Source organism: Steroidobacter cummioxidans, assembly GCF_003104955.1.
The window spans coordinates 223,938-246,945 of the sequence record NZ_LSRW01000004.1 but is presented as its reverse complement, the minus strand read 5'-3'; the positions used below and the strand labels follow the sequence as shown (position 1 = coordinate 246,945).

Below are 23,008 nucleotides of genomic sequence, written 5' to 3'. Positions count from 1 at the left end.
GCTTTTTTAGGAAGCGCTACGGGCCGGCCCACACGACAGCGAGAGCCAGGCGCCGCCTGCCGGATTGTCGATGATCTGCAATGTGAAGCCATGCAGTTTGACGATCGCAGCGACGATCGACAAGCCCAGGCCCGAGCCTGAGACATCCTTGTTACTGCAGCTGCCGCGATAGAACCGCTGCAAGACGGCGTCGCGCTCCGAGGTCTGGATACCCGGACCGCTGTCGATGACATCGATGCGTGCACTGTCGGCACCATCATGGAGCAGGCGCAAGTGAATGCTGCCGCCCGCGGGCGTGAACTTGATTGCGTTGTCCACGATGTTGGAAACGGCTTCCAGCAACAGATTCGGATCGCCGCGCACGCTCGGGGTATCGGGCGCGATCTCGAACGAGAACGTGATGTGCTTGTCTTCGGCGAGCGGCGTGTAGATCTCGCGCACGTGATCCAGCGTGCTCGCCAGATGCACCTCGGTGAAGCCGGCGCGGCGATGCATGTCTTCCAGCTCGGAGATTCGTAGCAGTGCACGGAACCGATCGAGCAACGAATCGACATCCAGAATCGCCTGCTCGACGACCCCGGCATGCGCAGCATCCGGGGCTTCGCGATGCATGCGATGCAGTTGAGAGCGCAACCGCGTGAGCGGCGTGCGCAAGTCATGAGCGATGCTGTCGCAGACGCCCTTGACCTCGCTCATCAAACGTTCGATTTCATCGAGCATCGAATTGACGATACCCGCCAGCATGTCGAGCTCATCGCGCCGGCCCGACACTGGCAGGCGCTGGTGCAAATCACCGCGCATGATGGGTTGTGCAGCGGACTCGATCGTACGAATGCGCCGTAACGGGCCGCGCGCCAGCCACAGTCCGCCGATCAAACCAGGGATGACGGTGAGCGTCAGGCCCCAAATAAGAGAGCGAAAGATGATGGTGTTGACCTGGTCGAGCACGCTCGTGGCGCGCGCCAGAATCAACACATCTCCGCCTTCGACTTTCGTAGCCAGACCGCGCGCGCGAACCGCTTCTTTCGCTCCGATTCGCTGCACGCCGCCAGGCAATGCGTGCACGACGCCGTCGAGAGACACGCCTTCCGGAATCTCCGCAATGTTGCCGGTGATCATCTGGCCCTGCTCATTGAACAGCCCGTAGAGCATTACGCCACGCAGATCGAGCGCATCGGTCTGCGCCATCGCATCGGGCAGACGAGCGCGATCGATGTGAGTCAGGTAATGAACGCGCTGTCGGAGAATTTCGTCGACGACGCTGGACAGATAACGCTTGGTGTCATATTGCACCCAGCCGATCAGCAGCACGCTCCACAGTACGAACAAGACCCCGTAGACCGGCAGCAATCGAACCGTGCTGATGCGTGACAGCTCACCGAGCTTCAAGCACGTACCCTACTCCTCGAACGGTATGGATGAGCGGCTCGCGGTCCGGCGGATCGAGCTTGCGCCGCAACCGGCCGATGTGAACTTCGATCACATTGGTGCCGGGATCGAAATGATAGCCCCATACGGCCTCGAAAATCATGGTGCGCGTCAGGACGCGACCGCTGTGGCGCATGAGGAATTCGAGCAGCCGGAACTCGGTGGGCAACAGATCGAGCAAGGTATCGGCGCGCCTGGCGGTGCGATCGATGAGATCCAGCTGCAGATCCCCGACCCGCAGGATCATGGGCCGTGACGCACTCGCGTGCCGGCGCAGAAGCACTTCGATGCGGGCCGCCATTTCGTCGGGATTGAATGGCTTGGTGAGATAGTCATCCCCACCCGCCCGCAAGCCGCGCACTCGCTCATCCGCATCGGACAGGGCGCTGATCATCAGCACCGGCGTCTGTACACCGGACTCGCGCAGACGCGTGACCAGCGTCAGGCCATCCATGCCGGGGAGCATGCGATCCAGTGTGATCGCGTCATAAAATCCCCCTCGCGCGCGCTCCAGCCCGGTGGCGCCATTGTCCACCCATTCCGTATCCAAGCCGTACCGCTGCAGCTCGGCGCAGATTTCGTCCGCGGTCACGCGATCATCTTCGATGATGAGTACTCTAGCCACGGCTCCAAGCCACGCCTGTCAAGGAACTGCAGCGTACCGCCCCCACCGGGGCCGGGCAATTAACGATCGTTTATGTAGTCCTTGCTAATGTAGGACTGCGGCACCATCAGTGCCCGCCACCCTCGAGCGACTTCACCGCTTGAATCATCGCGACCATCACCTTCTGCGCGTCGCCATACACCAGGTTGCAGTTGTCGGCGAAGAACAACTCGTTCTCCACGCCCGAGTAGCCTTTACCCTGACCCCGCTTGATGACATAAACCTGCTTGGCCTGATCGACGTTCAAGATCGGCATGCCGTAGATCGGGCTCGACTTGTTGGTGCGCGCGGCCGGATTCACGGTGTCGTTCGCGCCGATGACCATGGCGACATCCGCTTCCTTGAACTCGTCGTTGATATCTTCCAGGTCATAGATCATGTCGTACGGCACGCCCGCTTCGGCGAGCAGCACGTTCATGTGGCCAGGCATGCGGCCCGCGACCGGATGAATCGCGAACTTCACTTCCACGCCTGCATCGGTCAGCAGCTTCACGAACTCATATAACTTGTGCTGAGCCTGCGCGACCGCCAGGCCGTAACCCGGCGCGATGATGACCTTGGACGCGTAGCGCATGTTGACCGCCGCGTCGGCAGCGTCGGCCGGCTTTTGCGAGCCTTTGATCTCACCTTGTTGTTCACCGCCCGCAGCGCCGAAATTACTGAAGATCACATTCGACACGCTGCGGTTCATGGCCTTCGCCATCAGCAGCGTCAGCAACGTACCGGCCGAGCCGACCACCATGCCCGCGATCATCAGCGCCGGGTTCTGCAGCACGTAACCTTCAAAGCCCACCGCCAGACCGGTGAATGCGTTGTACAGCGAGATCACGACTGGCATGTCCGCGCCGCCGATCGGCATCGTCATCATCACACCGAAGATCAGCGCGCCAATGAAGAACGCCGCGACGATTGCGGGTGCCGCGTGACCATGCGCGACGAACACGATGTAAATACCCACACCGAGCGTCGCGAGAAACACGATGCCATTGAGGATCTGCTGACCGCCAATGCGCCACACGCCGTTGATGCGGCCATCGAGCTTGGCCCACGCAATCAACGAGCCGGACAACGACACCGCACCGATCAGCGCGCCGACGACAGCGAGCAACAGCGGAATCGTCTGGTGAACCGCAGTGGTCCGTAGCAACTCGACCGCTGCGATACACGCCGCCGCGCCGCCGCCCATACCGTTGTAAAGCGCGACCATCTGCGGCATCGCCGTCATCGCGACCCGTTTGCCGCTCCACCACGCCCACGCCGTACCGAGCAGCAACGCGACCGCTGCGAGCACGATGTTGGTCCCCAGGTGCGGCAGCGCTGCGTCGTTGACGCCGAAGTAATAAAGGAAGCTTGCCAGCACCGCGACCAGCATGCCCGCGCCGGCGACCACGATGCCGGAGCGCGCCGTCACCGGCGACGACATGCGCTTCAAGCCATAGATGAAAAGAAACGCCGCGGCGAAATAGCTGGCGTCGATGATGAATTGCGGAGTGAGGTTCATGGGCGCTTATGCCTTCTTCTGCTCGGCGGCAGCCTTGGCCTTCTTATCGCCAGCCTTATTACTGGGCTTGAACATCTCGAGCATGCGCTCGGTGACGACGTAACCGCCGGCGGCGTTACCCGCGCCCAGCAGCACACCGACGAAGCCGATGACTTGCTCCACCGTGGAAGTCGCGTTGAGCAACGCGTACATCGCGCCGACCACGACGATGCCGTGCACGAAGTTCGAGCCCGACATCAGCGGCGTATGCAGAATGGCCGGCACGCGGCCGATGATCTCGTAGCCGGTGAAGGCCGCGAGCATGAAGATGTACAGGGCGACGAAGCCCGTCAGCGTGGTAGCGAGGTCCATAGTTTTCCTCGAAGTGACTCGTGACTGATGACTAATGAATAGCCGGAAGGCCGTGCGGCTACAGTCATGCGCCGATTACTTTCTGCGCGGCTTCGTTGACGATCTTGCCGTCGTGCGTGAGCGCGCTCTTGGCGATCACCTCGTCGGTCCAGTCGAGCTTGATGGCGCCGTCCTTGACGAACAGCTCGATCAGGTTGAGTTGGTTCTTGGCGTACAGCTCGCTGGCGTGCTCGCCGAGCATGCTCGGCACGTTCAGCGGCCCGACGATCGTTACTTGACCGACTTGTATGGTCTCGCCCGGCTGCGTGTACTCACAGTTGCCGCCCCCTTCGGCAGCCAGGTCGACGATCACGCTGCCGGCCTTCATGCCGTCGACCTGCGCCTTGCTGATGAGCTTGGGCGACGGCCGGCCGGGAATCGCGGCGGTGGTGATGATGAGGTCGGCTTGTTGAATGTGTTTGGTGACGACGCCGGCGATCTTGTCTTTCTCTTCCTGAGTGAGCTCGCGCGCGTAACCACCGGCGCCGCGCGCATCCACGCCTGTGTCGACGAACTTTGCGCCGAGCGATTCGGCTTGTTCCTTCGTTTCCGGGCGAACGTCGTAACCTTCGGTCATCGCGCCCAAGCGACGCGCCGTCGCCAGCGCCTGCAGACCGGCGACGCCGAGGCCCATGACCAGCGTGCGGGCCGGACGAATCGAGCCGACCGCAGTGGTCATCATCGGCAGAATGCGAGCGAGATGGGTCGCGCCGAGCAGCGCTGCGTAATAACCGGAAAGCGCTGCCTGACTCGAGAGCGCATCCATGGCTTGTGCGCGAGTGATACGCGGCACCAGTTCCATCGCGAAGGTGGTGATCTGACGATCGCGCAGTGCCTTGGTCAGCTCCACTTCCTTGTGTGCATAGACGAATGAAATCAGGATGGCGCCCGGCTTCATCGCGTTGACGATGCTGATATCGGGCGGCTGCACGCTCGCGACCACATCGGCGTCACGCACCAGCTCGATGGGATCGGCGCTGAACTTTACGTTCTTGAATGCGGAATCGGGCAGTTTGACGGCGTCGCCGGCCCCCGCCTGCATGTACACCTCGGCGCCGAGCTTGCTGAGCTTGTCGGCTACCGCCGGAACCAGGGCCACGCGCTTCTCATTGGCACGAGTTTCCTTCAGAACAGCGATTTTTACTGCCATGCCGACCGATCCTCCCCCGAAGCCTGTCGTTCGCACATAAAATTCTCACCATTGTGGATGCCTTGTCCGCGCTCGGCAACACGCGCATGCTTCGCGCCGGCGGCAGCTCGGACAACGGTGCCCCACCAGGATGCCAGCGCGCACCGCGCTTGGATTGGACGAAAACCACTACGCCGCTCAATGGCCGTCGATTCCCGATTTTTGACCTCAATTGGCAGAGCCCTGCTGGTACTCGCGTACCCGCTGGTCGCTCATTTCGGCGTCATTCAGAACAGCGTGACGCTGATCGCCATTGCGCTGGGCCTGCTGATCGTTCTGCCCATGGTGCCGGCCCTGGGCCGCGGCAGCGTCGTCGCCTGGGTGCTACTGCTGCCCGTCGTCGCTGGGCTGTGGTGGTTGTCACGCTCCGCGCACGCGACGCTGCCGCTGTATATCGCACCGGTGCTGGTCCCAGGATTCATGGCCGGCGTGTTTGGCAGCACCTTGCTCGCAGGGCAGGTTCCGCTAATCGAACAGCTGATCCGGATCATGGAGCCCGGGCCGGATGGCGCGCAGGCACCCGAGCCGGAAGTGTTGGAGTACGCGCGCCAGCTGACGCGAGCGTGGACAGTGTTCTTCGTGACCCTGTCGCTGACCAATCTGGTGCTGGGACTGCTGGCCGAGCCCGACGGCATGCTGCTGGCCGCCGGCATCAGACCGCCGCTGACAGTGCCCGAGCTGTGGTGGTCACTGTTCGCCAACATGATCGGATATTTGCTGGTCGCGGCTTTCTTCCTGATTGAGTACGCTTACCGCCGCCACCGCTTCCCGCGGCAGCCCTATCGCAACATGCTGGATTTTTTCGTCAAGGTACTCGCGGCCATGCCGCGCCTGGTCAGCAACGCCGCTGGCCCCCGTCGCTGAATGCCATGAGCCTCGCTGCCCACGCAACCGTTCTGCGGATCGCCGCGAATCATCCGTCGCTGCCCGGTCATTTTCCGGGTCACCCGATCGTGCCCGGCGTGGTGCTGCTCGACTGCGTGCTGCAAGAGGCGGAGCGCTGGCTGCAACGGCCGGTGCGCACGCTCGCGCTGCCCAACGCCAAGTTCACCGCGCCGCTGCTGCCTGATGAAACCGCGGAGCTGCAACTGAAATTGGATGCCGACGAGTTGCGGTTCACCGTAAGCCGCGACGGCGCGACGATCGCGCAAGGATTGTTTCGCATCGCGGCCCTCAGTGGGCCGACTCACAACGGAACCGGCGCGGCGTGAAACAGCAGTGGCTCGACCGTCCCGAAGCCGGCTCGGTCTTCTGGTACAGACTGATCAGCACGTTCGCGCGCCTGTGCGGACGGACTGCCGCGCGCCTGGTGCTCTTCCCCATCACTGCTTTTTTCCTGCTGAAGCGCGCCCCCGAGCGGCGCGCTGCGCGTGATTATTTGCAACGGGCGCTGGGCCGCAAGCCGACGCTCAAGGACGTCGCCAAACAGTTTTATTACTTCGCCTCCGTCATCCTGGACCGGGTGTTCCTGCTGTCCGAAAGCTTCAAACGTTTCGAAGTCCAGGTGCATGGACTGGATGTGCTGCGCGCGCAATGGGCGAAGCAACAAGGCGTGCTGATCTTCGGCTCGCATCTGGGCAGCTTCGATGCCCTGCGCGTGCTGGGCGAAATCCGCAAGGACGTGAAAGTGCGCGTGGTGCTGGATACGGAACAGAACGCGGCGATCACCCGCTTTCTCAACGCATTCAATCCCGAGCTGGCGCGCTCCATCATCAATGCCCGCCAGGACGGCGCCGTCACTGCGCTGGCGATCAAGGAAGCCCTGGACGAAGGCGCCCTGGTCACATTGCTGATCGATCGCGCGCGGCCGGGGAATCAGGTGTCGCCTGCTAATTTCCTGGGCGAGCCGGCGCCCTTCCCGACCGGGCCGTGGCAGCTCGCGGCGGCGCTCAAGGTGCCGGTGGTCCTGTGCTTCGGCCTGTACTGCGGAGGCAATCGGTACGAGTTGCATTTCGAGGCGTTCGCCGACACGGTGCGAGTGGAACGCAGCAACCGCGAGGCGAGTCTCAATGCCATCATTCAACGGTACGCGGACCGACTGGCCCATTACACCCGCAAGGCGCCGTACAATTGGTTCAACTTCTATGATTTCTGGCACCTCAATTCGGCTCCCTCTGATGCTGGCTCTGCTGACGCCGCTGCTGGCGTGGAGCGCCGGCCTTGATGAGCAGGCTGCCGATGCTCTGATCGAGCGGCTGGCCAAGCCCGCGCCGGCGACGATCTCGTTCACCGAAGTACGCTTCTCGAAGCTGCTGCGTGCCCCGCTCATCGTTTCCGGCGACCTGGGCTATTCGGGGCCGGAAAGTCTGGATCGGCGGGTTACGACGCCGTATCGCGAACACACGTCGATTCGCGGCGAGTCCGTGAAAGTGGAGCGCGAAGGTGAAAAGACGCGCAGCTTCGCTTTGAAACATGCGCCGGAGCTGCGGGGATTGTTGTCTGGATTCTCAACCATGCTTTCGGGGGACGCTGCGGCCCTGCGCAAGACGTTCGCTGTCGAGATGAACGGCAATGACGACGCGTGGACACTCAAGCTGACACCGACCGACACCAAAGCACGCCGGCGCCTGGATCACATCGAAGTCAACGGTCGCCACAGCGAGCCGCGCTGCTTCACGATGACGACGGCCGACGGCGCCTCCAGTGTGTTGCTGCTGGGCGCCTCCTCCGCCGATCCCGTCGCCACCGATGTCACATTGGTCGCCTTGCAGCGGCGCTGCGGCGCTGGCCTGGGCAGCTAACAACCGTTCGATGCTGACAGCGCTGCCCGATCCCTCATGAAGTTCACTCGCTCGGCCGTCCTCCTGCTGTTGCTCTGGCTCGCGCTGCTCGCGGGCCTGACCTGGTTCGTGGAGCGGCAGCTCCAGGTCAGCACCGACCTGCGTTTGTTTCTTCCCAGCCCGACTACGCCGGAACAGCAGTTACTGCTGGAGGAGATCGGCGAAGGTCCCGCGTCGCGCGTGATGGTGATATCGCTGGAGGGCGCGGAGCCGGAACAGCTTGCCGACGCGTCGCGCACGCTGGTCGAGAATCTGCAATCGAGCCCGAATTTCCGCCTGATTACCAACGGCGACATCTCGATCGACAGCGTGCCGGATGAGCTGCTGGCCTATCGCTATCTGCTGTCGACCACGCTGGATGAGCGGCCGCTCGACAGGAAATATCTGCACGCGGAGCTGCAGGAACGCGCCCGTGATCTTGCCTCACCGGCAGGTGCTTTCCTCGAACCCTGGCTGCCGCGCGATCCGACGCTCGAGTTGCTGAAAGTCCTGCAACGCTGGCAGCCGATGCAGGAGCCGAATCGGTTGTACGATGTTTGGTTCGACGGCGAAGGCCAGCGTGCACTGCTACTCGCGCAAACGCGCGCCGCCGCGTTCGATCCGGATCAGCAACGCTTGGCCGTCGAGCAACTGAACACTGAAGCCGAACGTCTGCAGCGCGACGACGGTGTGACGCTGAAATTCAGCGGCGCCGGCAAGTTCTCGGTGATGATGGAAGAGCAGACGCGCACCGAAGCGACGGCGCTGGGCACCGCCGCGACCGTCGGCATGATCATCCTGTTGCTCGTGGCCTATCGAAGCGTCGGCACTGTGGTATTGAGCGCTTTGCCGCTGGCAAGCGCCGGGCTGGCAGGGCTCGCCGCGGTCAGCGCGCTGTTTGGCACCGTCCATGGCATCACACTGGCGTTCGGCTTCACACTGATCGGCGTTGCGCAGGATTACCCGATGCACTTGATGAGCCATCGGCATCCCGGCCGATCGCCCGTCGAATCGGCCCGCCAATTGTGGCCGACACTCGCGACCGGCGTGGCAAGCACGTCCATCGCGTATGTCACTTTCCTGATTTCCGGCGTCATCGGGCTGGCGCAGCTGGCGTGTTTCACGGTCGCGGGACTCGCCGTCGCCGGCCTGACGACGCGCTATGCCCTGCCCGTGCTGATGGATCCCGCCGGTCGCGATTTCGGCGAGTCGGAGTGGCTCGGCAACCTTTGGCGACGAATGGAAAGCCTGCCGCGCCCACGCTGGGCCGGTGCGGCAGCCATCATCCTTTCTCTCGCCGCCATGGTGTTCGCGCCTCAGCCCATGTGGGAAAGCGATCTGAGCAAGCTGACCCCGCTGCCAAAGGAACTGTTGATCCAGGATCAGGAGCTGCGCACGGAGCTGGGGACGCCCGATGTTCGCTATCTGCTGGTCGTCAGTGCGGCCGACACGGAATACGCGCTGCAGAAGCTCGAACAGCTGGACGAACCGCTGCAGAAGCTGGTTGATGATGGCGCGATCAGTGGCTACGACCACGCCGCGCGCTTTGTACCGACAGCTGAGAAGCAGCGTATGCGCCAGACTCGTCTGCCCGAACCTGCGACGCTTCGCGCCGATGTCGATGCCGCGGTAAAGGACACGCCATTCCGCCCCGACGTCTTCGAGCCATTCATGGCAGACGTAGAGAAAGCACGTCACCTGCGACTGCTGACGGTCGACCAGTTGCGCGACTCACCGCTCGGCGTGAGCGTGGAAATGTTGTTGACCCAGCACGCCGAGGGCAAGGATAAATCCGCCGGCCGGACGACCGCGCTCGTGACCTTCAGCGGCGTTCAAGATGTCGCTGCCCTGGAACGCTTCGCTGCTGACGCGGGTCCGGACGTGACCTTGCTGGATACCAAGGACGCGTCGGAAACGCTCGTCACCAACCAACGCATCAAGATTTTGTGGAGTCTGGCGTTGGCCGCTGTGCTGCTCGCCGGCGTCGTCACATTCTCATTGCGCCGCGCCTCGCGCGTTTATCGCGTGCTAGCTCCAATGGCGCTGACCACGCTGCTCATCATCGGCATTCTGCAGGCCGCAGGCGTATCGATGACGCTGTTTCATCTGATCGCTTTGATCCTCGCTGCGGGCCTCGGTCTCGACTACGCGCTGTTCTTCGAACACGCAGCGGACGACCCAATGGAGCAGCGACGCACTCTGCACGCCCTGCTCGTGTGCTCGATTTCGACGCTGATGGTCTTCGCGCTGCTGGCCTTTTCGACATTGCCGGTGCTGCGAGCGCTCGGCTTGACGGTGTCGATCGGCGTTGTTGCCAATTTCGTGCTCGCGCTCCTCCTGACCCGACCGGCCGCTCCTACCCATGGCACGTGAAGACATCGCCGCGCTGATTCCGCACCAGGACGGCATGTGCCTGTGGGAGCACATCGTCGAATGGGACGACGTGCGCATCGTTCTCGAAACCAACAGCCATCGTGCGCTCGACAATCCATTGCGCGCGAACGGCAAACTGCGTGCGGTTCATTTGTGCGAGTACGGCGCACAGGCCATGGCGGTGCATGGCGCGCTCAGAGCCGCGCCCCGGCAAGCCAGAGCCGGCATGCTGGTATCACTGCGATCGGTAACGTTTGCTCGCGACTACATCGATGATCTGGCGGGGGCGCTGCGCGTCGAAGCGATCTGCCTGCAGTCTGCTGAGTCCAGTCAGCAGTACAGCTTCAAGATCATCCACGCGGGCGAAGTGGCGGCGGAAGGTCGCGCCGCCGTATTGCTCAAGCTGCCTTCGTAAACAGCAGCGATTCCGACATCGTCGGCGCAACTGCACTCAACAGCTGCCGAACTTCAGTGGCATCCAGTGACGGATGCTCACCGCACGCGCGCTCGATGATTTCCACCGCGAGCGCATTCAACAACCCGGTGTACTCGATCATACGGGCGCGAAACGCCTCTTCGTCGAGCTCATCGCGCAGACCGCGATTCAACTCCGCGAACCAGGGCAGCGACGCCTGATCGAGCAACACCGCGTCATTGCGCCGGGCACTGAGCTTCGACCATTCGCGCATGAAGTTCTGCAGCGCCACGTTCAAAGCGCGCGAATGATTCAGGTGATCCGACAGCCGACTGAGATTGGCGAGATCGGTGAGCCGGCGCTGGAAGAACAGCTGACACAGCACGCCCCAGTAGTACGTGTAATCCCAGATCACCTTCACCGGCATGACCTCGGGATCGCCGAACATGGCGTACTGATTGGTGTACAGCGCCAGCGTGCTTTCGTAGAACGAGAAATAGATCTGCTGATACACGTGCGCGCGGCCGTTGATCAGCTCGCCTTGCAGATCGCGCGCGATCAGGTCGGTGATGTAGCTGTTGCTGATGCCGATGAAGTCGCTGCCGGGCGAATAGAACGGATCGAGGAACACGCCGGCTTCGCCGGTCAGCGCCCAGCGATCGCCCGAGAACACTTGCTTGCAGCCATAGGAAAAATTGCGCAGGAAACAAAAATCCTGCAGCAGGTGCTGCTTACCCTCAAGCTCGCGCGCCAGCCGCGGCTGATGCACACGGAACCATTCGAGCGCCTTCTCGAAGGTGTTCATGGTCTCGAGCGGATGAGTGACGGCGTCACACACGATGCCAACGGAATGCGAGCCCGACGACAGCGGGATCAGCCACGCCCAATAGCCTTCACCGCACAGATGATTGGTGGACAGCCAGCGATACGGCGGATCGCAACGATTCAGCCACGCGGCATCCGCCGACCACTCGTCAACGTCGATCTTCGTGCCAATACGGAACCAGATCGCGTTGGCGTTGTGAGCATTGTCCTGCTGGAGACTGAGCTTGCGCTTGATCAGCCCGGCGCGCCCCGAGGCATCGATCAGCCAGCGAGAGCGAACTTCGTGCTGCAAGCCCTCGGCCTCGTAGCGCACCACATGTTCGGCTCCGTCAGTGCCGATATCGAAACTGCGCACGACCGCACCGTCGATGAACTCGACGCCCAGTTCGCGCACATGCTCGCCCAGGTAATTTTCGAACACGCCACGATCGAGCTGATAACTCGGCGTCGAGAGGTAACGGCTCGCGCCCAGTTCGGTGACGCTGTCCAGGTCTTCGCGCCCTTCGGAGAAGAAAAAGCGGAAGCCGAATTTCTTCAGCTGCTGGCTGTTCAAGTGCTCTTTGAGGCCGAGCACCGTGTCGAAATAGTGCGCACCGATCTCCACCGACGACTCGCCCACCTTGTGCGCGGCCGGCGGCACCGGATGACGACGACGCTCGATGATGCGTATCGACAGCGACGGAAACTGCCGATGCAATTGAATGGCGAGCGTCAGCCCTGCCAGCCCGCCGCCAAGAATGGTTACGCCCACCTTGGCGACTTCGCTCGGTGCATTCATTTTTTAATTTACTTGTACGTTCAACGCCATCTTCTGGCCCAATGCCAGGCACAGCGTGCGCGGATGGGTGCTCGCCAGTACTTCGAAGAACGGCAGGCACGGCGCCAGCGCATTGTCAGCGACCAACGCAGCCGCAGCGGACCGCGCGGGCGTGGGATGACATTCCGCGACCGATTCAGTGGTGAGAATCAGGCTGCGATGCTGTTGAGATTGGCTCACTGGCGCCAGCACCAACGCCGCGCCTAACAAGCCACGGCTCGGCGCCATGGTCGCAAGCGCGCCTTTTGCTTCGATGTCGAACGCGACGTACAACACCGGCCGCTGCTCGCAAACCACTTGCGTTGCAGCTTCGAGCAGGCCCTCGCCGAACGTGGACTCGAAAGAGCTGATCGCCGTGTACGGCGCGAGACTGCCGGTGCCGATGCTCCAGTAACCCGCAGCCGCGTTGTGAACGGAGTTGTGAAATTTGATGGGCGAGATCAACGCAGGCGTAGTCGCCAGCGTCGAGCACATGTAATCGCTGATCGCGAGATCGCCGTGCGTAGATGCGAACACCGATGGCAAATCCGACGGCTTCCGTCCTGCCGCTTCACACGCACGAGCCGCAACTTCGAGTGCGACAGCAACCGTATCCGGAGCACGTCGACGCTCGGTCGGCGCAAGCAGTGTCGGTGACGGCCGCGCGCTCGCCGCGTCGGGCGGCGCTTGTTCGCCACTGATGACAGCGCGCGCGATCTCCCAACCTGGCAGACGCGAGGCCCAGAAAGAAACACCTTCGATCGCGACCCGCAGCGTCATCGATCTCTCCCGAACACCAGCACACAGTTGCTGCCGCCGAAGCCGAACGAGAAGCTCAATGCGTGGCGCGCTTTACGCTGAACGTTGTCGCGCTGGATCTGAGGACCGCAGGCGAGATCGGGCACGCGTAGATTCATCGTGCCAGGCAGTAGCTGATGCTCGAGCGCGATCAGACTGATCGCGGCTTCGACGATGCCGGCGGCGCCCAAAGTGTGCCCGGTCCAGCCTTTGGTGGAGCTGGAGCACGTGGTCGCGGGAAACAGGTCGGCGACGATCTTCGCTTCGACTTCATCGTTCTTCTGGCTCGCGGTGCCATGCAGATTGATGTAATCGATGTCCTCGGGCTGCAACTCGGCGCGTCTGAGCGCATCGCTCAGCGCCAGTCGCGCGCCCACACCCTCGGGATGCGGCGTCGACATGTGATGAGCGTCGTTGGACTCGCCATAGCCCAGCAGCCAATCGCCACGCAGCGCCTGCTTTTCCAACAGCGCAAAGCCGGCCGCTTCGCCGAGATTGATACCCCGACGCTCCACATCGAAGGGACGGCATTGCTCGGGCGACACCAGCTCGAGCGAATTGAAACCAAACAACACGCTGCCACACAGAGAATCGACACCGCCGACGATGGCGGCGTCCGCCAGGCCGGTGCGAATCAAACGTTCCGCCTGCGCGAACACTTTGGCGCTGGATGAGCACGCGGTCGCGACCGTCACGCTCAAGCCCGTCAGGCCGAGCGCGTGCTGCACGAAATCGCCCAGCGAATGCGGCGTATGAATGATCGGACGGCGCAGATCGGCGGGATACCGGCCGTCCGGATCGAGCCGCGTGTAGGCCTCTTCGCTGGCCCCGATGCTCGACGTCGACGTTCCCATGACGACCGCGACCCGGTCGGCACCATAGCGGTCGCGAGCTTCGCGGGCCGCTTCGATGAAACCATCGGTGGCCAGACCGCGCCACGCGAGACGGTTGTTACGACAATCCCAGTTGGCGAATTCCGCCGGCAGCGGCTGCGTTTCGAGCCCCGCCACCCGTCCGATCCAGGTTTCGATGGGCGCGGGACCGAAGTCATTCCTGGTGAGACCAGTGCGACGCTCGCGCAGTGCTGCCAACGTCGCCGCGCGCCCATCCCCGGCTGCGGAGCACAGTGTGTAGGCAGTGATTCTCAGGGGCCGGGCTTGCATCGGTCGGAGCGGTCGCCCTTAGGCCGTGACGCGATTGGTCGCGATGTGTGCCGCCAGCGAGCGCAGTGAGCTGAAAATACGCACATTGTTTTCATCGTCCGAGCGCAGCTGGAAGCCGTAGCGCTTGGAGATCTCCAGCGCCAGCTCGAGCGCGTCGATGGAATCCAGGCCAAGGCCGGTCTTGAACAGCGGCGCCTCCGGATCGATGTCCGCGGGCGTCACGCCCTCCAGGTTGAGCGCTGTGACGATGAGTTCGGCGAGCTCGCGCTCACCGGCTGATTGGGTTGCTGACATGAACGAAACAGGCCCTGTACTAAAGGCTGATTTGAGACGCTGGAGCGGGCGAACCGCAGGGCGCGGAGTGTATCATCCGCCCCGCGCGCGCTTCGAACGCCGCGCACGTTTTCCAACCCCGAGCCAACCACTAATTTCGACGACGTGATGCGCAGCAGTTCCGGCGAGCAGCCAGCCCAGTCCCTTCCGGCCGCCCTCCGCGTTGCCTATCACCGGTCCGACCGCGCCGGCGAGCAGCCCGCCAGGGTGCTGGCTGCCATCCGTTTCGGGGCGGCGACGAGCCCGCCCGCTGCGCTGACCATCGATGTGGGACTGGAGCCGCTGCAGGCTCCAGGAGCTGCTGCGACACCCGGGGCGGAATTATGGTTTGCGACCGGACCGGTCCACACTGGTCAATGGTCCGATGACGGCAACCGCCAGGTGCGCTTTGCGCAAGATGGACATTATCTATTCGCGGTGGTCGAGCTGGATGAGCGCGAACATGGCGGAATTCTGCTGACAGCCGAACATGCCTATGCCGCCGTCCGGCAGTTCCAGCAGCAATCGGGGTTTCCCCACCTGCTGCGCATGTGGAATTACATGGATGCGATCAACGAGGGCTCGGGCGACCTGGAGCGCTATCGACAGTTCAACGTCGGCCGCGGCCGCGGTCTGGGTGAAGTGTCCGAGAGCTACCCGTCGGCGACAGCAATCGGCCGGCAGCGGCCCAACCACATCCTGCAGGTGTTCTGGCTGGCGGGTAAGGTGCCCGGTCAATCCCTGGAGAATCCGCGACAGGTCAGTGCCTTCAACTACCCGCGCGTGCACGGGCCGGTCAGCCCGGTCTTCGCGCGCGCACTGATTGCGCCGGACCATACATTGCTGATTTCAGGCACGGCGAGCATCGTCGGCCATCATTCCCAGCATCACGACGATGCGATGGAACAGCTGGAAGAAACAGTCCGCAATCTCAGCTCGTTCGCGCCCCGGCGGCCTCGCGCGGGCGCCCAAGGGGATTTGCTGAAAGTGTATGTGCGCGATCCGGAGCTGACTGCGCGCATTGCCGAGCGTCTGCGCCAGCTTTATCCCACCAGCGACGTGCTGTTCGTGGCGGCCGATGTTTGTCGTCGCGAGCTGCTGCTCGAGATCGAGGCGATCTCACTCGCGTCGTAGGGCTTTCAGCAGATTCTCTCGCGGCAGCTTGCCGAGCTCGTTGCGAGGCAGCTTGTCTACGATCAGCAGCGGCCGCGGCAGAAATGCACTGTCGACGCCGCTGGCCAGCTGATCCAACACCTCGCGGGACGTGAGGTTTGGCGCTACGACCAGCGCAGCGACCCGGCGGATCGTGCCCACCGCATCGAGATCCGGCTGAAACACCGCCGCTTCCTGGACGCCCTGGATGGCCAGCAACCGTTTGGTGAGATCGGTCAGCGAGGCGCGCTTGCCGGCCACTTCGATCATGTCGGAGCTGCGTCCGCGCACTACGAAGCGGTTACCTGGCTGCAGCTCGACCATATCCTGTAACAACACTGGCTCGACGAACCAAGGCGCGTGCACGAGCGTGCCATCCTCGCGCGGCTCCAGACGCACGCCATCGTATAGCCGCCACTGCTCCTCTTTGGCCGTGAGCCGGCTGGCGAATACACAAGTTTCAGTCGATCCAAACATTTCAACCATTTCACCGCCGAGCTTCGCAGTCATGGCGGCGGCCAGCGGTTGATCCAAAGGCGCGGTGGCGCTGACGATCACATCGACTTCCGGGAACGGCTGGTCGGAACCAACGATGGCGCGCATGTGCACGGGCGTGGTGACGAGCACACGCGGCCGCGGCAGCTCGGCCAAAGCGGCCGCGATATCGGCCGGAAACAAAGGGCGCCCGGCATGCACGGCCATGTCGCCCGCCAGGGGCAACAACACACTCATCTCCATGCCATACATGTGCTGCGGCGGGACGGTCGCAAGCACCCACACGGTGGCTGCTTTATCGGCAATCGCTGCGCGAATCGACTGAGCGTTGCGAGCATTGCTGCCGCCTACAGTCCGCCACAGCTTGGGAAATGTTTTCGGCTGACCGGTGCTGCCCGAGGTATAGCCGATCATTACCGTCATGTCGGCGGGAATGCGCTCGTTGATCGATTCACTCGAAGGCTGCGCCAGCGCCGCGTCGACTGCTGCGTCGTCGATGCGATAACTGCCGGCATTGGCTTTCGCCACATCGGCGACGACTTGATCTGCTCGCGACGACGGCAGCAGCACGGTGTGCCCGACGCTCAATGCCGCCGCATAGGCAACCAGGAATTTGTACCGGTCCTCGCACAGATTGATCATCGCCGCCGGCGCGGACTGTTTCGGCAATCGCGCGACCACCGCGGCGAGGTGTGTCCGAAACTCCGCGAGCAGGACAGGTGCGCCATGACGCCAGGCGATCGGCCGGTGCGCATCGGCCGAGACGAACAACGGCAGCGGCTGCGCCCCGGGAGCACTCACGGGCGGCGACTCACTTCCAGCGCTTGAACACCATCGAGGTGTTCACGCCACCGAACGCGAAATTGTTGTTCATCACGTAGTCGGTGCTGATCGCGCGGCCTTCACCGGTGACGTATTCGAGCTCGCCACAGCGCGGATCGATGTTGTCCAGATTCAACGTCGGCGCGAACCAGCCGGCGTTCATCATTTCAATGCTGAACCAGGCTTCCAGCGCGCCACAGGCGCCGAGCGTGTGGCCGAGATAGCTCTTCTGCGAGCTGAGCGGCATGCGCTTGCCGAACAGCGCGGACGTGGCGCGTGTTTCGGCGATATCGCCATGCTCCGTCGCGGTGCCGTGACCGTTCACGTAGCCGACGACATCGGGCGAAATCCCAGCATCCTGCAGCGCCAGTTCCATCACCACGCGCATCGTGCTCTCTTCCGGCTTCGTCACGTGCACGCCATCGGAGTTGCTGCCAAAGCCGACCAGCTCCGCGTGAATGCGGGCACCGCGCCGTTGCGCGTGCTCCAGCTCCTCGAGGATCAACATCGCGCCACCTTCACCGACCACCAGACCATCTCGATCGCGGTCGTAAGGACGCGGCGTCAGCTGCGGCTGATCGTTCATCCGGCTCGTGGCATACAACGTATCGAACGCCATGGCCTCGGTGGGACACAGCTCTTCGGCGCCGCCCGCGATCATCACGTCCTGGCGACCGAACTTGATGGCCTCGTAGGCGTAGCCGATCCCCTGACTGCCCGACGTGCAGGCGCTGGAGGTCGGAATGATGCGGCCCTTGGCACCGAAAAAGATGCCAACGTTGGCTGCGGTGGTGTGCGGCATCATGCGCACGTAAGAATTCGCGTTCAGTCCGCTCGAGTCGGCATGCAAGATCATCGCGGCAAAATTCGAGATGTCCGCGGTGCTGCCGGTAGATGAGCCTGAGGCAACACCGGTTGCGCCACTGGCGATGACGGGCGCGCCCGTCAATCCGGCATCGGCGATCGCCAGCTCGGCGGCACGCACCGCGAGCTGCGAGACGCGTCCCATGCTCCGCAATTGCTTGCGGGTCCAGTGCGCCGGAGGCGAGAACTCGATCGGACCTGCCAGGCGAGTGTTCATGTCCTTGTGTCGATCCCACTCGTGCATGGTGCGGATCGCGTTGCGACGCGCGCGCAAGCCGGTAAGGATTTCGGGCCAGTTGGTACCGAGCCCGCACAGCCCACCGACGCCGGTGACCACCACGCGACGCATCAGCACAGCCCTCCGTTGACCGAGAGCACCTGGCGCGTGATGTATGAAGCATCCCGCGACAGAAGAAACGTCACCGCCGCGGCGACTTCTTCGGCGGTGCCGGCCCGCTGCGCGGGAATCGCTTTGAGGATTTCCTCCATCGGCACGTGCTCGTCGACCATCTCAGTGCCGATCAGACCCGGCGCGACGCAATTGACCGTGATGTTTCGCTTGGCCAGCTCGACGGCCAACGCCTTGGTCGCGCCGATGACGCCGGCTTTGGCGGCGCTGTAATTCACCTGGCCACGATTGCCCACCACCCCCGAAACCGACGCCAGCGTGACGATGCGGCCCGGCGCGCGCCGACGCACCATCGGCATGATCAGGGGCTGCAATACGTTGTAGAAGGCGTCGAGATTGGTTCGAATCACGCCGTCCCACTGCTCTGCGGTCATCGCAGGAAACGCCGCATCGGAATGAATGCCCGCATTACACACGACGCCGTAGTAAGCACCGTGCGCGCTGATATCAGCGGCTAAAGCCTCGGTACAGGCTGAACGATCGGAAACATCGAACTGCAACACCCGGGACTGCCGGCCGAGCGCGCTGATTTCGCCTGCAACCGCCTCGGCTTCATCGCGACGTGAACGGCAATGCACGACAACATCGAAGCCCTCCGCCGCTGCGCGAAGCGCGATGGCGCGGCCAATGCCGCGGCTGGAACCGGTGACGAGAATCGTGTCGCTCATGCGGCGCAGAGCTTAGCAACCATGTCGAGACGCCGCTCGGGTTCGGCAACGAAGGGATTGGATTCATCCCACGCATAGCCGGCGAGAATGGCGCAGATCATGCCGCGGATGCCGGCCGGCTGATTCTGCGCGAACATGATGTCCTGGAAGCGCCCGTCGTACCACGCCTTCACGTAAGCGCGGAACGTGTCCACGCCCTTGCGCAGCGGGACTTCGAAGTCATTGGTCCAGTCGACCGTCTCGCCCCGCAGCTGACGATCCAGCACGCGCACCGCCATGCTGGACGAGCGCATCGCGATGGTGATTCCGGACGAGAAAATCGGATCGAGAAATTCCGCCGCGTTGCCGAGCAGTGCAAAGCCCTTGCCGTGCATGGACTTCACATTCGCCGAGTAACCCGACATGCCGCGCACCGGCGTGTCCCAAGTGGCATTCGCCAGCACGCGCGTGAGGAACGGCTCCTCGCTCGTCAGCTTCTTCAGACGCTCATCGAGCTGCTCCGGATACGCGGATAAGAACTCCGGGGTCGCCGCGCAGCCGATCGACACACGGCCATTCGAGAATGGAATCAACCAGTACCAGACATCGCGATGCTCAGGATGCACGATGATCTGCACCTTGTTGCGATCGAATGCGTCCGGCGCGGAACCGTCCGCGACCTGAGTGAACACCGCATTCCGCACGGCGAAGGGTGAGGGAGTCTCGAGATTGAGCAGCTTGGGCAGGACGCGAGCAAAGCCGCTGGCGTCGAGCAGGAACTTGCCTTCGACGTCGTACTCCTTGCCCTGCACATCGACGGCACGCACGCGCGGCTTGTCGCCGCTGACATCGACGGCGGTGACGCGGGTCTCGTAGCGGATCTCTGCGCCTTGCTTCTCGGCTTCGTCCGCCAGCACCTTGTCGAAGGTGGCGCGAGCCACCTGAAACGTCGAGTCGCGACCGTCGCCGAACTTCTGGCTGAAATCAAAATCGCCATAGGCGTCGCCGCGCACGAATGCCGCGCCGTTCTTGAACTGAAAGCCGACGCTCTCCACTGCCTCGAGCATGCCCGCTTCCGCAACGAAATCCATGCAATGGGGCAGCAGGCTTTCGCCAATCGAAAAGCGCGGGAAGCGCTGACCTTCGAGCACGAGCACATCCCAGCCGCGCTGTCTGAGCAACGCAGCCGCGACCGAGCCCGAGGGGCCCGCGCCAATGACGATCACATCACGCTGTTCCAAGGTCTTGTCACTCATGCGGCGCAGAGCTTAGCAACCATGTCGAGACGGCGCTCGGGTTCGGCCACGAACGGATTGGACTCATCCCACGCGTAACCGGCAAGGATTGCGCAGATCATGCCGCGGATACCGGCTGGCTGATGCTTCGCGAACATGATGTCCTGGAAGCGGCCGTCGTACCACGCTGTGACGTAGGCGCGAAACGTGTCCACGCCCTTGCGCAGCGGGATCTCGAAATCGTTGGTCCAATCGACCGTCTCACCACGCAGCTGACGATTCAGCACTGCCGCGGCCATGCTGGCCGAGCGCATGGCGATAGTGACACCCGATGAAAACACCGGATCCAGGAACTCGGCTGCATTGCCCAGCAACGCGAAACCTTTGCCGTGCATGGACTTCACATTCGCCGCGTATCCCGACAGCTCGCGCGCCGGCGTATCCCACGTTGCATTCGCGAGCACGCGGGTAAGAAATGGCTCTTCACTCACCAGCTTTTTCAGACGCTCGTCCAGCGGCGCCGGATAGTTCGCAAAGAATTCCCTGGCGGCCACACAGCCCAGCGAGCACCGACCATTGGCAAACGGAATCAACCAGAACCATACGTCGCGATACTGAGGGTGAACGACGATCTGGATCTTGTTGCGATCGAAGGAATCGGGCGCGGCGCCGTCGGCCACATGCGTAAACACCGCGTTGCGCACCGGAAACTTCGACGGCGTCTCGAGGTTGAGCAGCTTCGGCAACACGCGACCGAAGCCGCTGGCGTCGAGCACAAACTGACCTTCTACTTCGTATTCCATCCCCTTCGCATCGACGGCGCGCACGCGAGGTTTGGCGCCATTGTTATCGACGGCGATCACACGAGTTTCGTAACGGATCTCGACGCCTTGGCGCTCCGCTTCGTCGGCCAGCACCTTGTCGAATACTGCGCGCTGCACCTGAAAGGTGGAGTTGCGACCCGGCGTGAATTTGTCACCGAAGTCGAACTCACCGTACTCATCGCCACGCACGAACGCCGCGCCATTCTTGAATTGAAAGCCGGCGCGCTCTATGGCCGGCAGCATGCCCGCCTCTGCGACGAAATCCAGGCAATGCGTCAGCAGACTCTCGCCGATGGAAAAGCGCGGAAAGCGCTGCCCTTCCAGCACCAGCACGTTCCAGCCCTGCCGCTTCAACAATGCCGAGCTGATGGCGCCGGACGGCCCGGCACCGACGACGATGACGTCACGCTGTTCCAAGGTCGTTCCTCATCAACGCCTGACGCACGCGCGCCAGCAACGGCTCGGGCGTCACGAATTGCAAAGCATGGGTTTTGGCGTCCACGGCGACCTGCACGCTCTTGCCTCGCGCCAGGCGCTCCTGATCGGCGCTGCGCGTCACCAGATAGTTCATCGTGATGCGGTTTTCCCACTCGATCAGCGAGGCACGCACAGTCAAGCGATCGCCCATGCGCGCGGCATGCAGATATTTCACATGCATTTCCACGATGGGCCACGCATAGCCGGACTCGACCATGGTGTCGTAACCGAAGTCGAGCCGATCCATCAAAGCCCAGCGAGCGGTTTCCAGATACTTCATGTAATGGCCGTGCCACATGACACCGATGATGTCGATGTCGTGGAAGGCCACGATCGCCTCGATGCTCGCGCTGAGCGCGCCCTCTTTTCGCATTTCAGGGCGCATGCGCGTCAAGCATTCGCATCGCGCTCCTGCACGTCGGCCGCGGGCTTGGTTCGCACGATCTTTCGCCACAGCAGGACCGGCAGGCGGATCAACATGCCCAAGGTCAGCCGAATGTGCAGGGTGGTCATGCGCACGTTGTCCAGGAACATGCGGAAGTGCGACACGCCGTCGATGGGATAGGACACGCGCGTTTCCAGCCAGCGCATCGGCACCTGGCGCCAATGCAGCCGGACGATGATTTCCGAATCGAAATCCATGCGCGGGCCGATGTGCTGCTGGTCGGCCAGCTCGAGCGTGGTCTTGAGCGGATACAGGCGGAAGCCGCACATCGAATCGATGATGTCGAACGAGAGCGTCTCCAGCCACACCATGGCGTGCGTGAGATAACGCCCGTAGTAGCGCGCCTTAGGAATGCTGGCGTCGAACACGGGGCGGCCGCAGATCACCGCGTCGGGCGTCTCGCGCGCGGCTTCGACGAAGCGGCGCGCGTCGGTCAACGTGTGCTGACCGTCGGCATCGACCTGAATCGCGTGGGTAAAACCGAGCTTGGCCGCGCCTCGGAAGCCGGTGATGACGGCCACGCCTTTGCCGCGATTGACCTCGTGACGAATCAGCGTGACTTCGGGCAGCTCGCTGAGGCGATCCAGCACCTTCGCGCACGAGGGGCTGCAGCCATCGTCGACCAGAATCACGGGCAGTCCCTGCGCGCGCAGGCTCTCCACCACGGTGCCGATCGCGTGCTCGTGGTTGTAGACGGGCACGACCACGCACACAGCGAATTTGGCGTTGGGCTTGGCCGGAAGCATGACTGTCGATCTCAACCGTGGCGCGCGTCAGGCGGCATGCAACAATCGCTGCACGACTGTCGCCAGATCCTGGACCGTGCGCACGGAACGGAAGTCCTCAGGTGTGACCTTGCGGCCGGTGTGCTTCTGCACTTCATCCATCAGGTCGACCACGTCGATGCTGTCGATCTCCAGGTCCTCGTACAGACGCGCTTCCGGCGTGATTCGCGCCGGCTCGAGCTCGAACAGCTCGATCAGCGTCAGGCGGATGCGTTCGAGGATTTCATCTTGCGACTGCAT

At 62.9% G+C, this 23,008-nt stretch carries 24 protein-coding genes; 7 read left to right on the top strand and 17 right to left on the bottom strand.

The window, feature by feature from the left end; genetic code table 11:
* Nucleotides 1–6 precede the first annotated feature (6 nt).
* From D0550_RS03500 to D0550_RS03480, 5 genes are all read right to left on the bottom strand, one after another.
* Nucleotides 7–1,389 carry a sensor histidine kinase gene (locus D0550_RS03500; protein WP_116807703.1) on the bottom strand — a complete coding sequence of 461 codons (1,383 nt, stop codon included), beginning with the start codon at nt 1,387–1,389 and terminating at the stop codon, nt 7–9.
* Nucleotides 1,376–2,053, bottom strand: coding sequence for a response regulator transcription factor (locus tag D0550_RS03495; RefSeq protein WP_116807702.1), 678 nt, complete (start codon nt 2,051–2,053; stop codon nt 1,376–1,378). Before D0550_RS03495 ends, D0550_RS03500 begins: the two co-directional genes overlap by 14 nt.
* Before the next feature lie 106 nt (nt 2,054–2,159).
* Complete coding sequence (locus D0550_RS03490) at nt 2,160–3,593, bottom strand: NAD(P)(+) transhydrogenase (Re/Si-specific) subunit beta (RefSeq protein WP_116807701.1); 1,434 nt, start codon at nt 3,591–3,593, stop codon at nt 2,160–2,162.
* Between the two features lie 6 nt (nt 3,594–3,599).
* Nucleotides 3,600–3,944: an NAD(P) transhydrogenase subunit alpha part 2 gene (locus tag D0550_RS03485; RefSeq protein ID WP_116807700.1), complete on the bottom strand. Its 345-nt coding sequence runs from the start codon at nt 3,942–3,944 to the stop codon at nt 3,600–3,602.
* Nucleotides 3,945–4,008: 64 nt separating this feature from the next.
* A complete protein-coding gene (locus D0550_RS03480; protein ID WP_116807699.1) occupies nt 4,009–5,133 on the bottom strand; it encodes an NAD(P) transhydrogenase subunit alpha in 1,125 nt (374 codons plus the stop codon).
* 201 nt (nt 5,134–5,334) lie between these two features.
* Here D0550_RS03480 and D0550_RS03475 point away from each other — a divergent pair, with 201 nt between their 5' ends.
* The 6 genes from D0550_RS03475 to D0550_RS03450 are packed head-to-tail and all read left to right on the top strand — an operon-like array spanning nt 5,335 to nt 10,719.
* Complete coding sequence (locus tag D0550_RS03475; protein WP_153067016.1) at nt 5,335–6,036, top strand: COG4648 family protein; 702 nt, start codon at nt 5,335–5,337, stop codon at nt 6,034–6,036.
* Between the two features lie 5 nt (nt 6,037–6,041).
* Entirely contained in the window at nt 6,042–6,383 is a 342-nt protein-coding gene (locus D0550_RS03470) for an ApeI family dehydratase (protein WP_116807697.1), read from the top strand.
* Nucleotides 6,380–7,336 carry an LpxL/LpxP family acyltransferase gene (locus tag D0550_RS03465; protein ID WP_116807696.1) on the top strand — a complete coding sequence of 319 codons (957 nt, stop codon included), beginning with the start codon at nt 6,380–6,382 and terminating at the stop codon, nt 7,334–7,336. The genes D0550_RS03470 and D0550_RS03465 overlap by 4 nt, the downstream gene beginning before the upstream one ends.
* Nucleotides 7,290–7,913, top strand: coding sequence for a LolA-related protein (locus D0550_RS03460; protein ID WP_116807695.1), 624 nt, complete (start codon nt 7,290–7,292; stop codon nt 7,911–7,913). The genes D0550_RS03465 and D0550_RS03460 overlap by 47 nt, the downstream gene beginning before the upstream one ends.
* A gap of 36 nt (nt 7,914–7,949) precedes the next feature.
* Nucleotides 7,950–10,304 carry an MMPL family transporter gene (locus D0550_RS03455; RefSeq protein WP_116807694.1) on the top strand — a complete coding sequence of 785 codons (2,355 nt, stop codon included), beginning with the start codon at nt 7,950–7,952 and terminating at the stop codon, nt 10,302–10,304.
* Nucleotides 10,294–10,719 carry a hotdog family protein gene (locus D0550_RS03450; protein ID WP_116807693.1) on the top strand — a complete coding sequence of 142 codons (426 nt, stop codon included), beginning with the start codon at nt 10,294–10,296 and terminating at the stop codon, nt 10,717–10,719. The genes D0550_RS03455 and D0550_RS03450 overlap by 11 nt, the downstream gene beginning before the upstream one ends.
* On the opposite strand, the gene D0550_RS03445 is transcribed toward D0550_RS03450, so the two are convergent.
* From D0550_RS03445 to D0550_RS03430, 4 genes are read right to left on the bottom strand one after another with little or no spacing between them, the layout of a single operon-like run.
* On the bottom strand, nt 10,703–12,322 hold the full coding sequence (locus D0550_RS03445; RefSeq protein WP_116807692.1) for an NAD(P)/FAD-dependent oxidoreductase: 1,620 nt from the start codon (nt 12,320–12,322) through the stop codon (nt 10,703–10,705). The two genes, D0550_RS03450 and D0550_RS03445, sit on opposite strands and share 17 nt — an antisense overlap.
* 3 nt (nt 12,323–12,325) lie before the next feature.
* Nucleotides 12,326–13,120 (bottom strand): beta-ketoacyl synthase chain length factor, encoded by a 795-nt coding sequence (locus tag D0550_RS03440; protein WP_116807691.1) that lies wholly within the window; start codon nt 13,118–13,120, stop codon nt 12,326–12,328.
* Nucleotides 13,117–14,301: a beta-ketoacyl-[acyl-carrier-protein] synthase family protein gene (locus D0550_RS03435; protein ID WP_116807690.1), complete on the bottom strand. Its 1,185-nt coding sequence runs from the start codon at nt 14,299–14,301 to the stop codon at nt 13,117–13,119. Before D0550_RS03435 ends, D0550_RS03440 begins: the two co-directional genes overlap by 4 nt.
* Nucleotides 14,302–14,319: 18 nt before the next feature.
* Nucleotides 14,320–14,595 carry a phosphopantetheine-binding protein gene (locus D0550_RS03430; RefSeq protein WP_116807689.1) on the bottom strand — a complete coding sequence of 92 codons (276 nt, stop codon included), beginning with the start codon at nt 14,593–14,595 and terminating at the stop codon, nt 14,320–14,322.
* Between the two features lie 147 nt (nt 14,596–14,742).
* Here D0550_RS03430 and D0550_RS03425 point away from each other — a divergent pair, with 147 nt between their 5' ends.
* Complete coding sequence (locus D0550_RS03425; protein WP_116807688.1) at nt 14,743–15,747, top strand: chorismate transformation FkbO/Hyg5 family protein; 1,005 nt, start codon at nt 14,743–14,745, stop codon at nt 15,745–15,747.
* Here D0550_RS03425 and D0550_RS03420 read toward each other — a convergent pair.
* The 8 genes from D0550_RS03420 to D0550_RS03385 are packed head-to-tail and all read right to left on the bottom strand — an operon-like array spanning nt 15,733 to nt 23,008.
* A complete protein-coding gene (locus tag D0550_RS03420) occupies nt 15,733–17,061 on the bottom strand; it encodes an AMP-binding protein (protein WP_116807687.1) in 1,329 nt (442 codons plus the stop codon). The genes D0550_RS03425 and D0550_RS03420 overlap by 15 nt on opposite strands.
* A 10-nt stretch (nt 17,062–17,071) precedes the next feature.
* Nucleotides 17,072–18,295: a beta-ketoacyl-ACP synthase gene (locus D0550_RS03415; protein WP_116807686.1), complete on the bottom strand. Its 1,224-nt coding sequence runs from the start codon at nt 18,293–18,295 to the stop codon at nt 17,072–17,074.
* Nucleotides 18,295–19,023, bottom strand: a complete 729-nt coding sequence (fabG, locus tag D0550_RS03410; RefSeq protein WP_116807685.1) for a 3-oxoacyl-ACP reductase FabG — start codon at nt 19,021–19,023, stop codon at nt 18,295–18,297. Before fabG ends, D0550_RS03415 begins: the two co-directional genes overlap by 1 nt.
* A complete protein-coding gene (locus tag D0550_RS03405) occupies nt 19,020–20,258 on the bottom strand; it encodes an NAD(P)/FAD-dependent oxidoreductase (protein ID WP_116807684.1) in 1,239 nt (412 codons plus the stop codon). Before D0550_RS03405 ends, fabG begins: the two co-directional genes overlap by 4 nt.
* Nucleotides 20,255–21,478 carry an NAD(P)/FAD-dependent oxidoreductase gene (locus D0550_RS03400; protein WP_116807683.1) on the bottom strand — a complete coding sequence of 408 codons (1,224 nt, stop codon included), beginning with the start codon at nt 21,476–21,478 and terminating at the stop codon, nt 20,255–20,257. Before D0550_RS03400 ends, D0550_RS03405 begins: the two co-directional genes overlap by 4 nt.
* On the bottom strand, nt 21,465–21,911 hold the full coding sequence (locus D0550_RS03395) for an acyl-CoA thioesterase (RefSeq protein WP_116807682.1): 447 nt from the start codon (nt 21,909–21,911) through the stop codon (nt 21,465–21,467). The genes D0550_RS03400 and D0550_RS03395 overlap by 14 nt, the downstream gene beginning before the upstream one ends.
* A 17-nt stretch (nt 21,912–21,928) precedes the next feature.
* Complete coding sequence (locus D0550_RS03390) at nt 21,929–22,729, bottom strand: glycosyltransferase family 2 protein (RefSeq protein WP_116807681.1); 801 nt, start codon at nt 22,727–22,729, stop codon at nt 21,929–21,931.
* 27 nt (nt 22,730–22,756) lie between these two features.
* Nucleotides 22,757–23,008 carry an acyl carrier protein gene (locus D0550_RS03385; protein WP_116807680.1) on the bottom strand — a complete coding sequence of 84 codons (252 nt, stop codon included), beginning with the start codon at nt 23,006–23,008 and terminating at the stop codon, nt 22,757–22,759.

Excerpts from the sequence above, each read along its gene's own strand:
- D0550_RS03490 (WP_116807701.1), bottom strand. The coding sequence starts at position 3,593 with ATGAACCTCACTCCGCAATTCATCATCGACGCCAGCTATTTCGCCGCG.
- D0550_RS03485 (WP_116807700.1), bottom strand. The coding sequence starts at position 3,944 with ATGGACCTCGCTACCACGCTGACGGGCTTCGTCGCCCTGTACATCTTC.
- D0550_RS03480 (WP_116807699.1), bottom strand. The coding sequence starts at position 5,133 with ATGGCAGTAAAAATCGCTGTTCTGAAGGAAACTCGTGCCAATGAGAAG.
- D0550_RS03470 (WP_116807697.1), top strand. The coding sequence starts at position 6,042 with ATGAGCCTCGCTGCCCACGCAACCGTTCTGCGGATCGCCGCGAATCAT.
- D0550_RS03460 (WP_116807695.1), top strand. The coding sequence starts at position 7,290 with ATGCTGGCTCTGCTGACGCCGCTGCTGGCGTGGAGCGCCGGCCTTGAT.
- D0550_RS03455 (WP_116807694.1), top strand. The coding sequence starts at position 7,950 with ATGAAGTTCACTCGCTCGGCCGTCCTCCTGCTGTTGCTCTGGCTCGCG.
- D0550_RS03450 (WP_116807693.1), top strand. The coding sequence starts at position 10,294 with ATGGCACGTGAAGACATCGCCGCGCTGATTCCGCACCAGGACGGCATG.
- D0550_RS03445 (WP_116807692.1), bottom strand. The coding sequence starts at position 12,322 with ATGAATGCACCGAGCGAAGTCGCCAAGGTGGGCGTAACCATTCTTGGC.
- D0550_RS03440 (WP_116807691.1), bottom strand. The coding sequence starts at position 13,120 with ATGACGCTGCGGGTCGCGATCGAAGGTGTTTCTTTCTGGGCCTCGCGT.
- D0550_RS03435 (WP_116807690.1), bottom strand. The coding sequence starts at position 14,301 with ATGCAAGCCCGGCCCCTGAGAATCACTGCCTACACACTGTGCTCCGCA.
- D0550_RS03430 (WP_116807689.1), bottom strand. The coding sequence starts at position 14,595 with ATGTCAGCAACCCAATCAGCCGGTGAGCGCGAGCTCGCCGAACTCATC.
- D0550_RS03425 (WP_116807688.1), top strand. The coding sequence starts at position 14,743 with ATGCGCAGCAGTTCCGGCGAGCAGCCAGCCCAGTCCCTTCCGGCCGCC.
- D0550_RS03415 (WP_116807686.1), bottom strand. The coding sequence starts at position 18,295 with ATGCGTCGCGTGGTGGTCACCGGCGTCGGTGGGCTGTGCGGGCTCGGT.
- fabG (WP_116807685.1), bottom strand. The coding sequence starts at position 19,023 with ATGAGCGACACGATTCTCGTCACCGGTTCCAGCCGCGGCATTGGCCGC.
- D0550_RS03405 (WP_116807684.1), bottom strand. The coding sequence starts at position 20,258 with ATGAGTGACAAGACCTTGGAACAGCGTGATGTGATCGTCATTGGCGCG.
- D0550_RS03395 (WP_116807682.1), bottom strand. The coding sequence starts at position 21,911 with ATGCGAAAAGAGGGCGCGCTCAGCGCGAGCATCGAGGCGATCGTGGCC.
- D0550_RS03390 (WP_116807681.1), bottom strand. The coding sequence starts at position 22,729 with ATGCTTCCGGCCAAGCCCAACGCCAAATTCGCTGTGTGCGTGGTCGTG.
- D0550_RS03385 (WP_116807680.1), bottom strand. The coding sequence starts at position 23,008 with ATGCAGTCGCAAGATGAAATCCTCGAACGCATCCGCCTGACGCTGATC.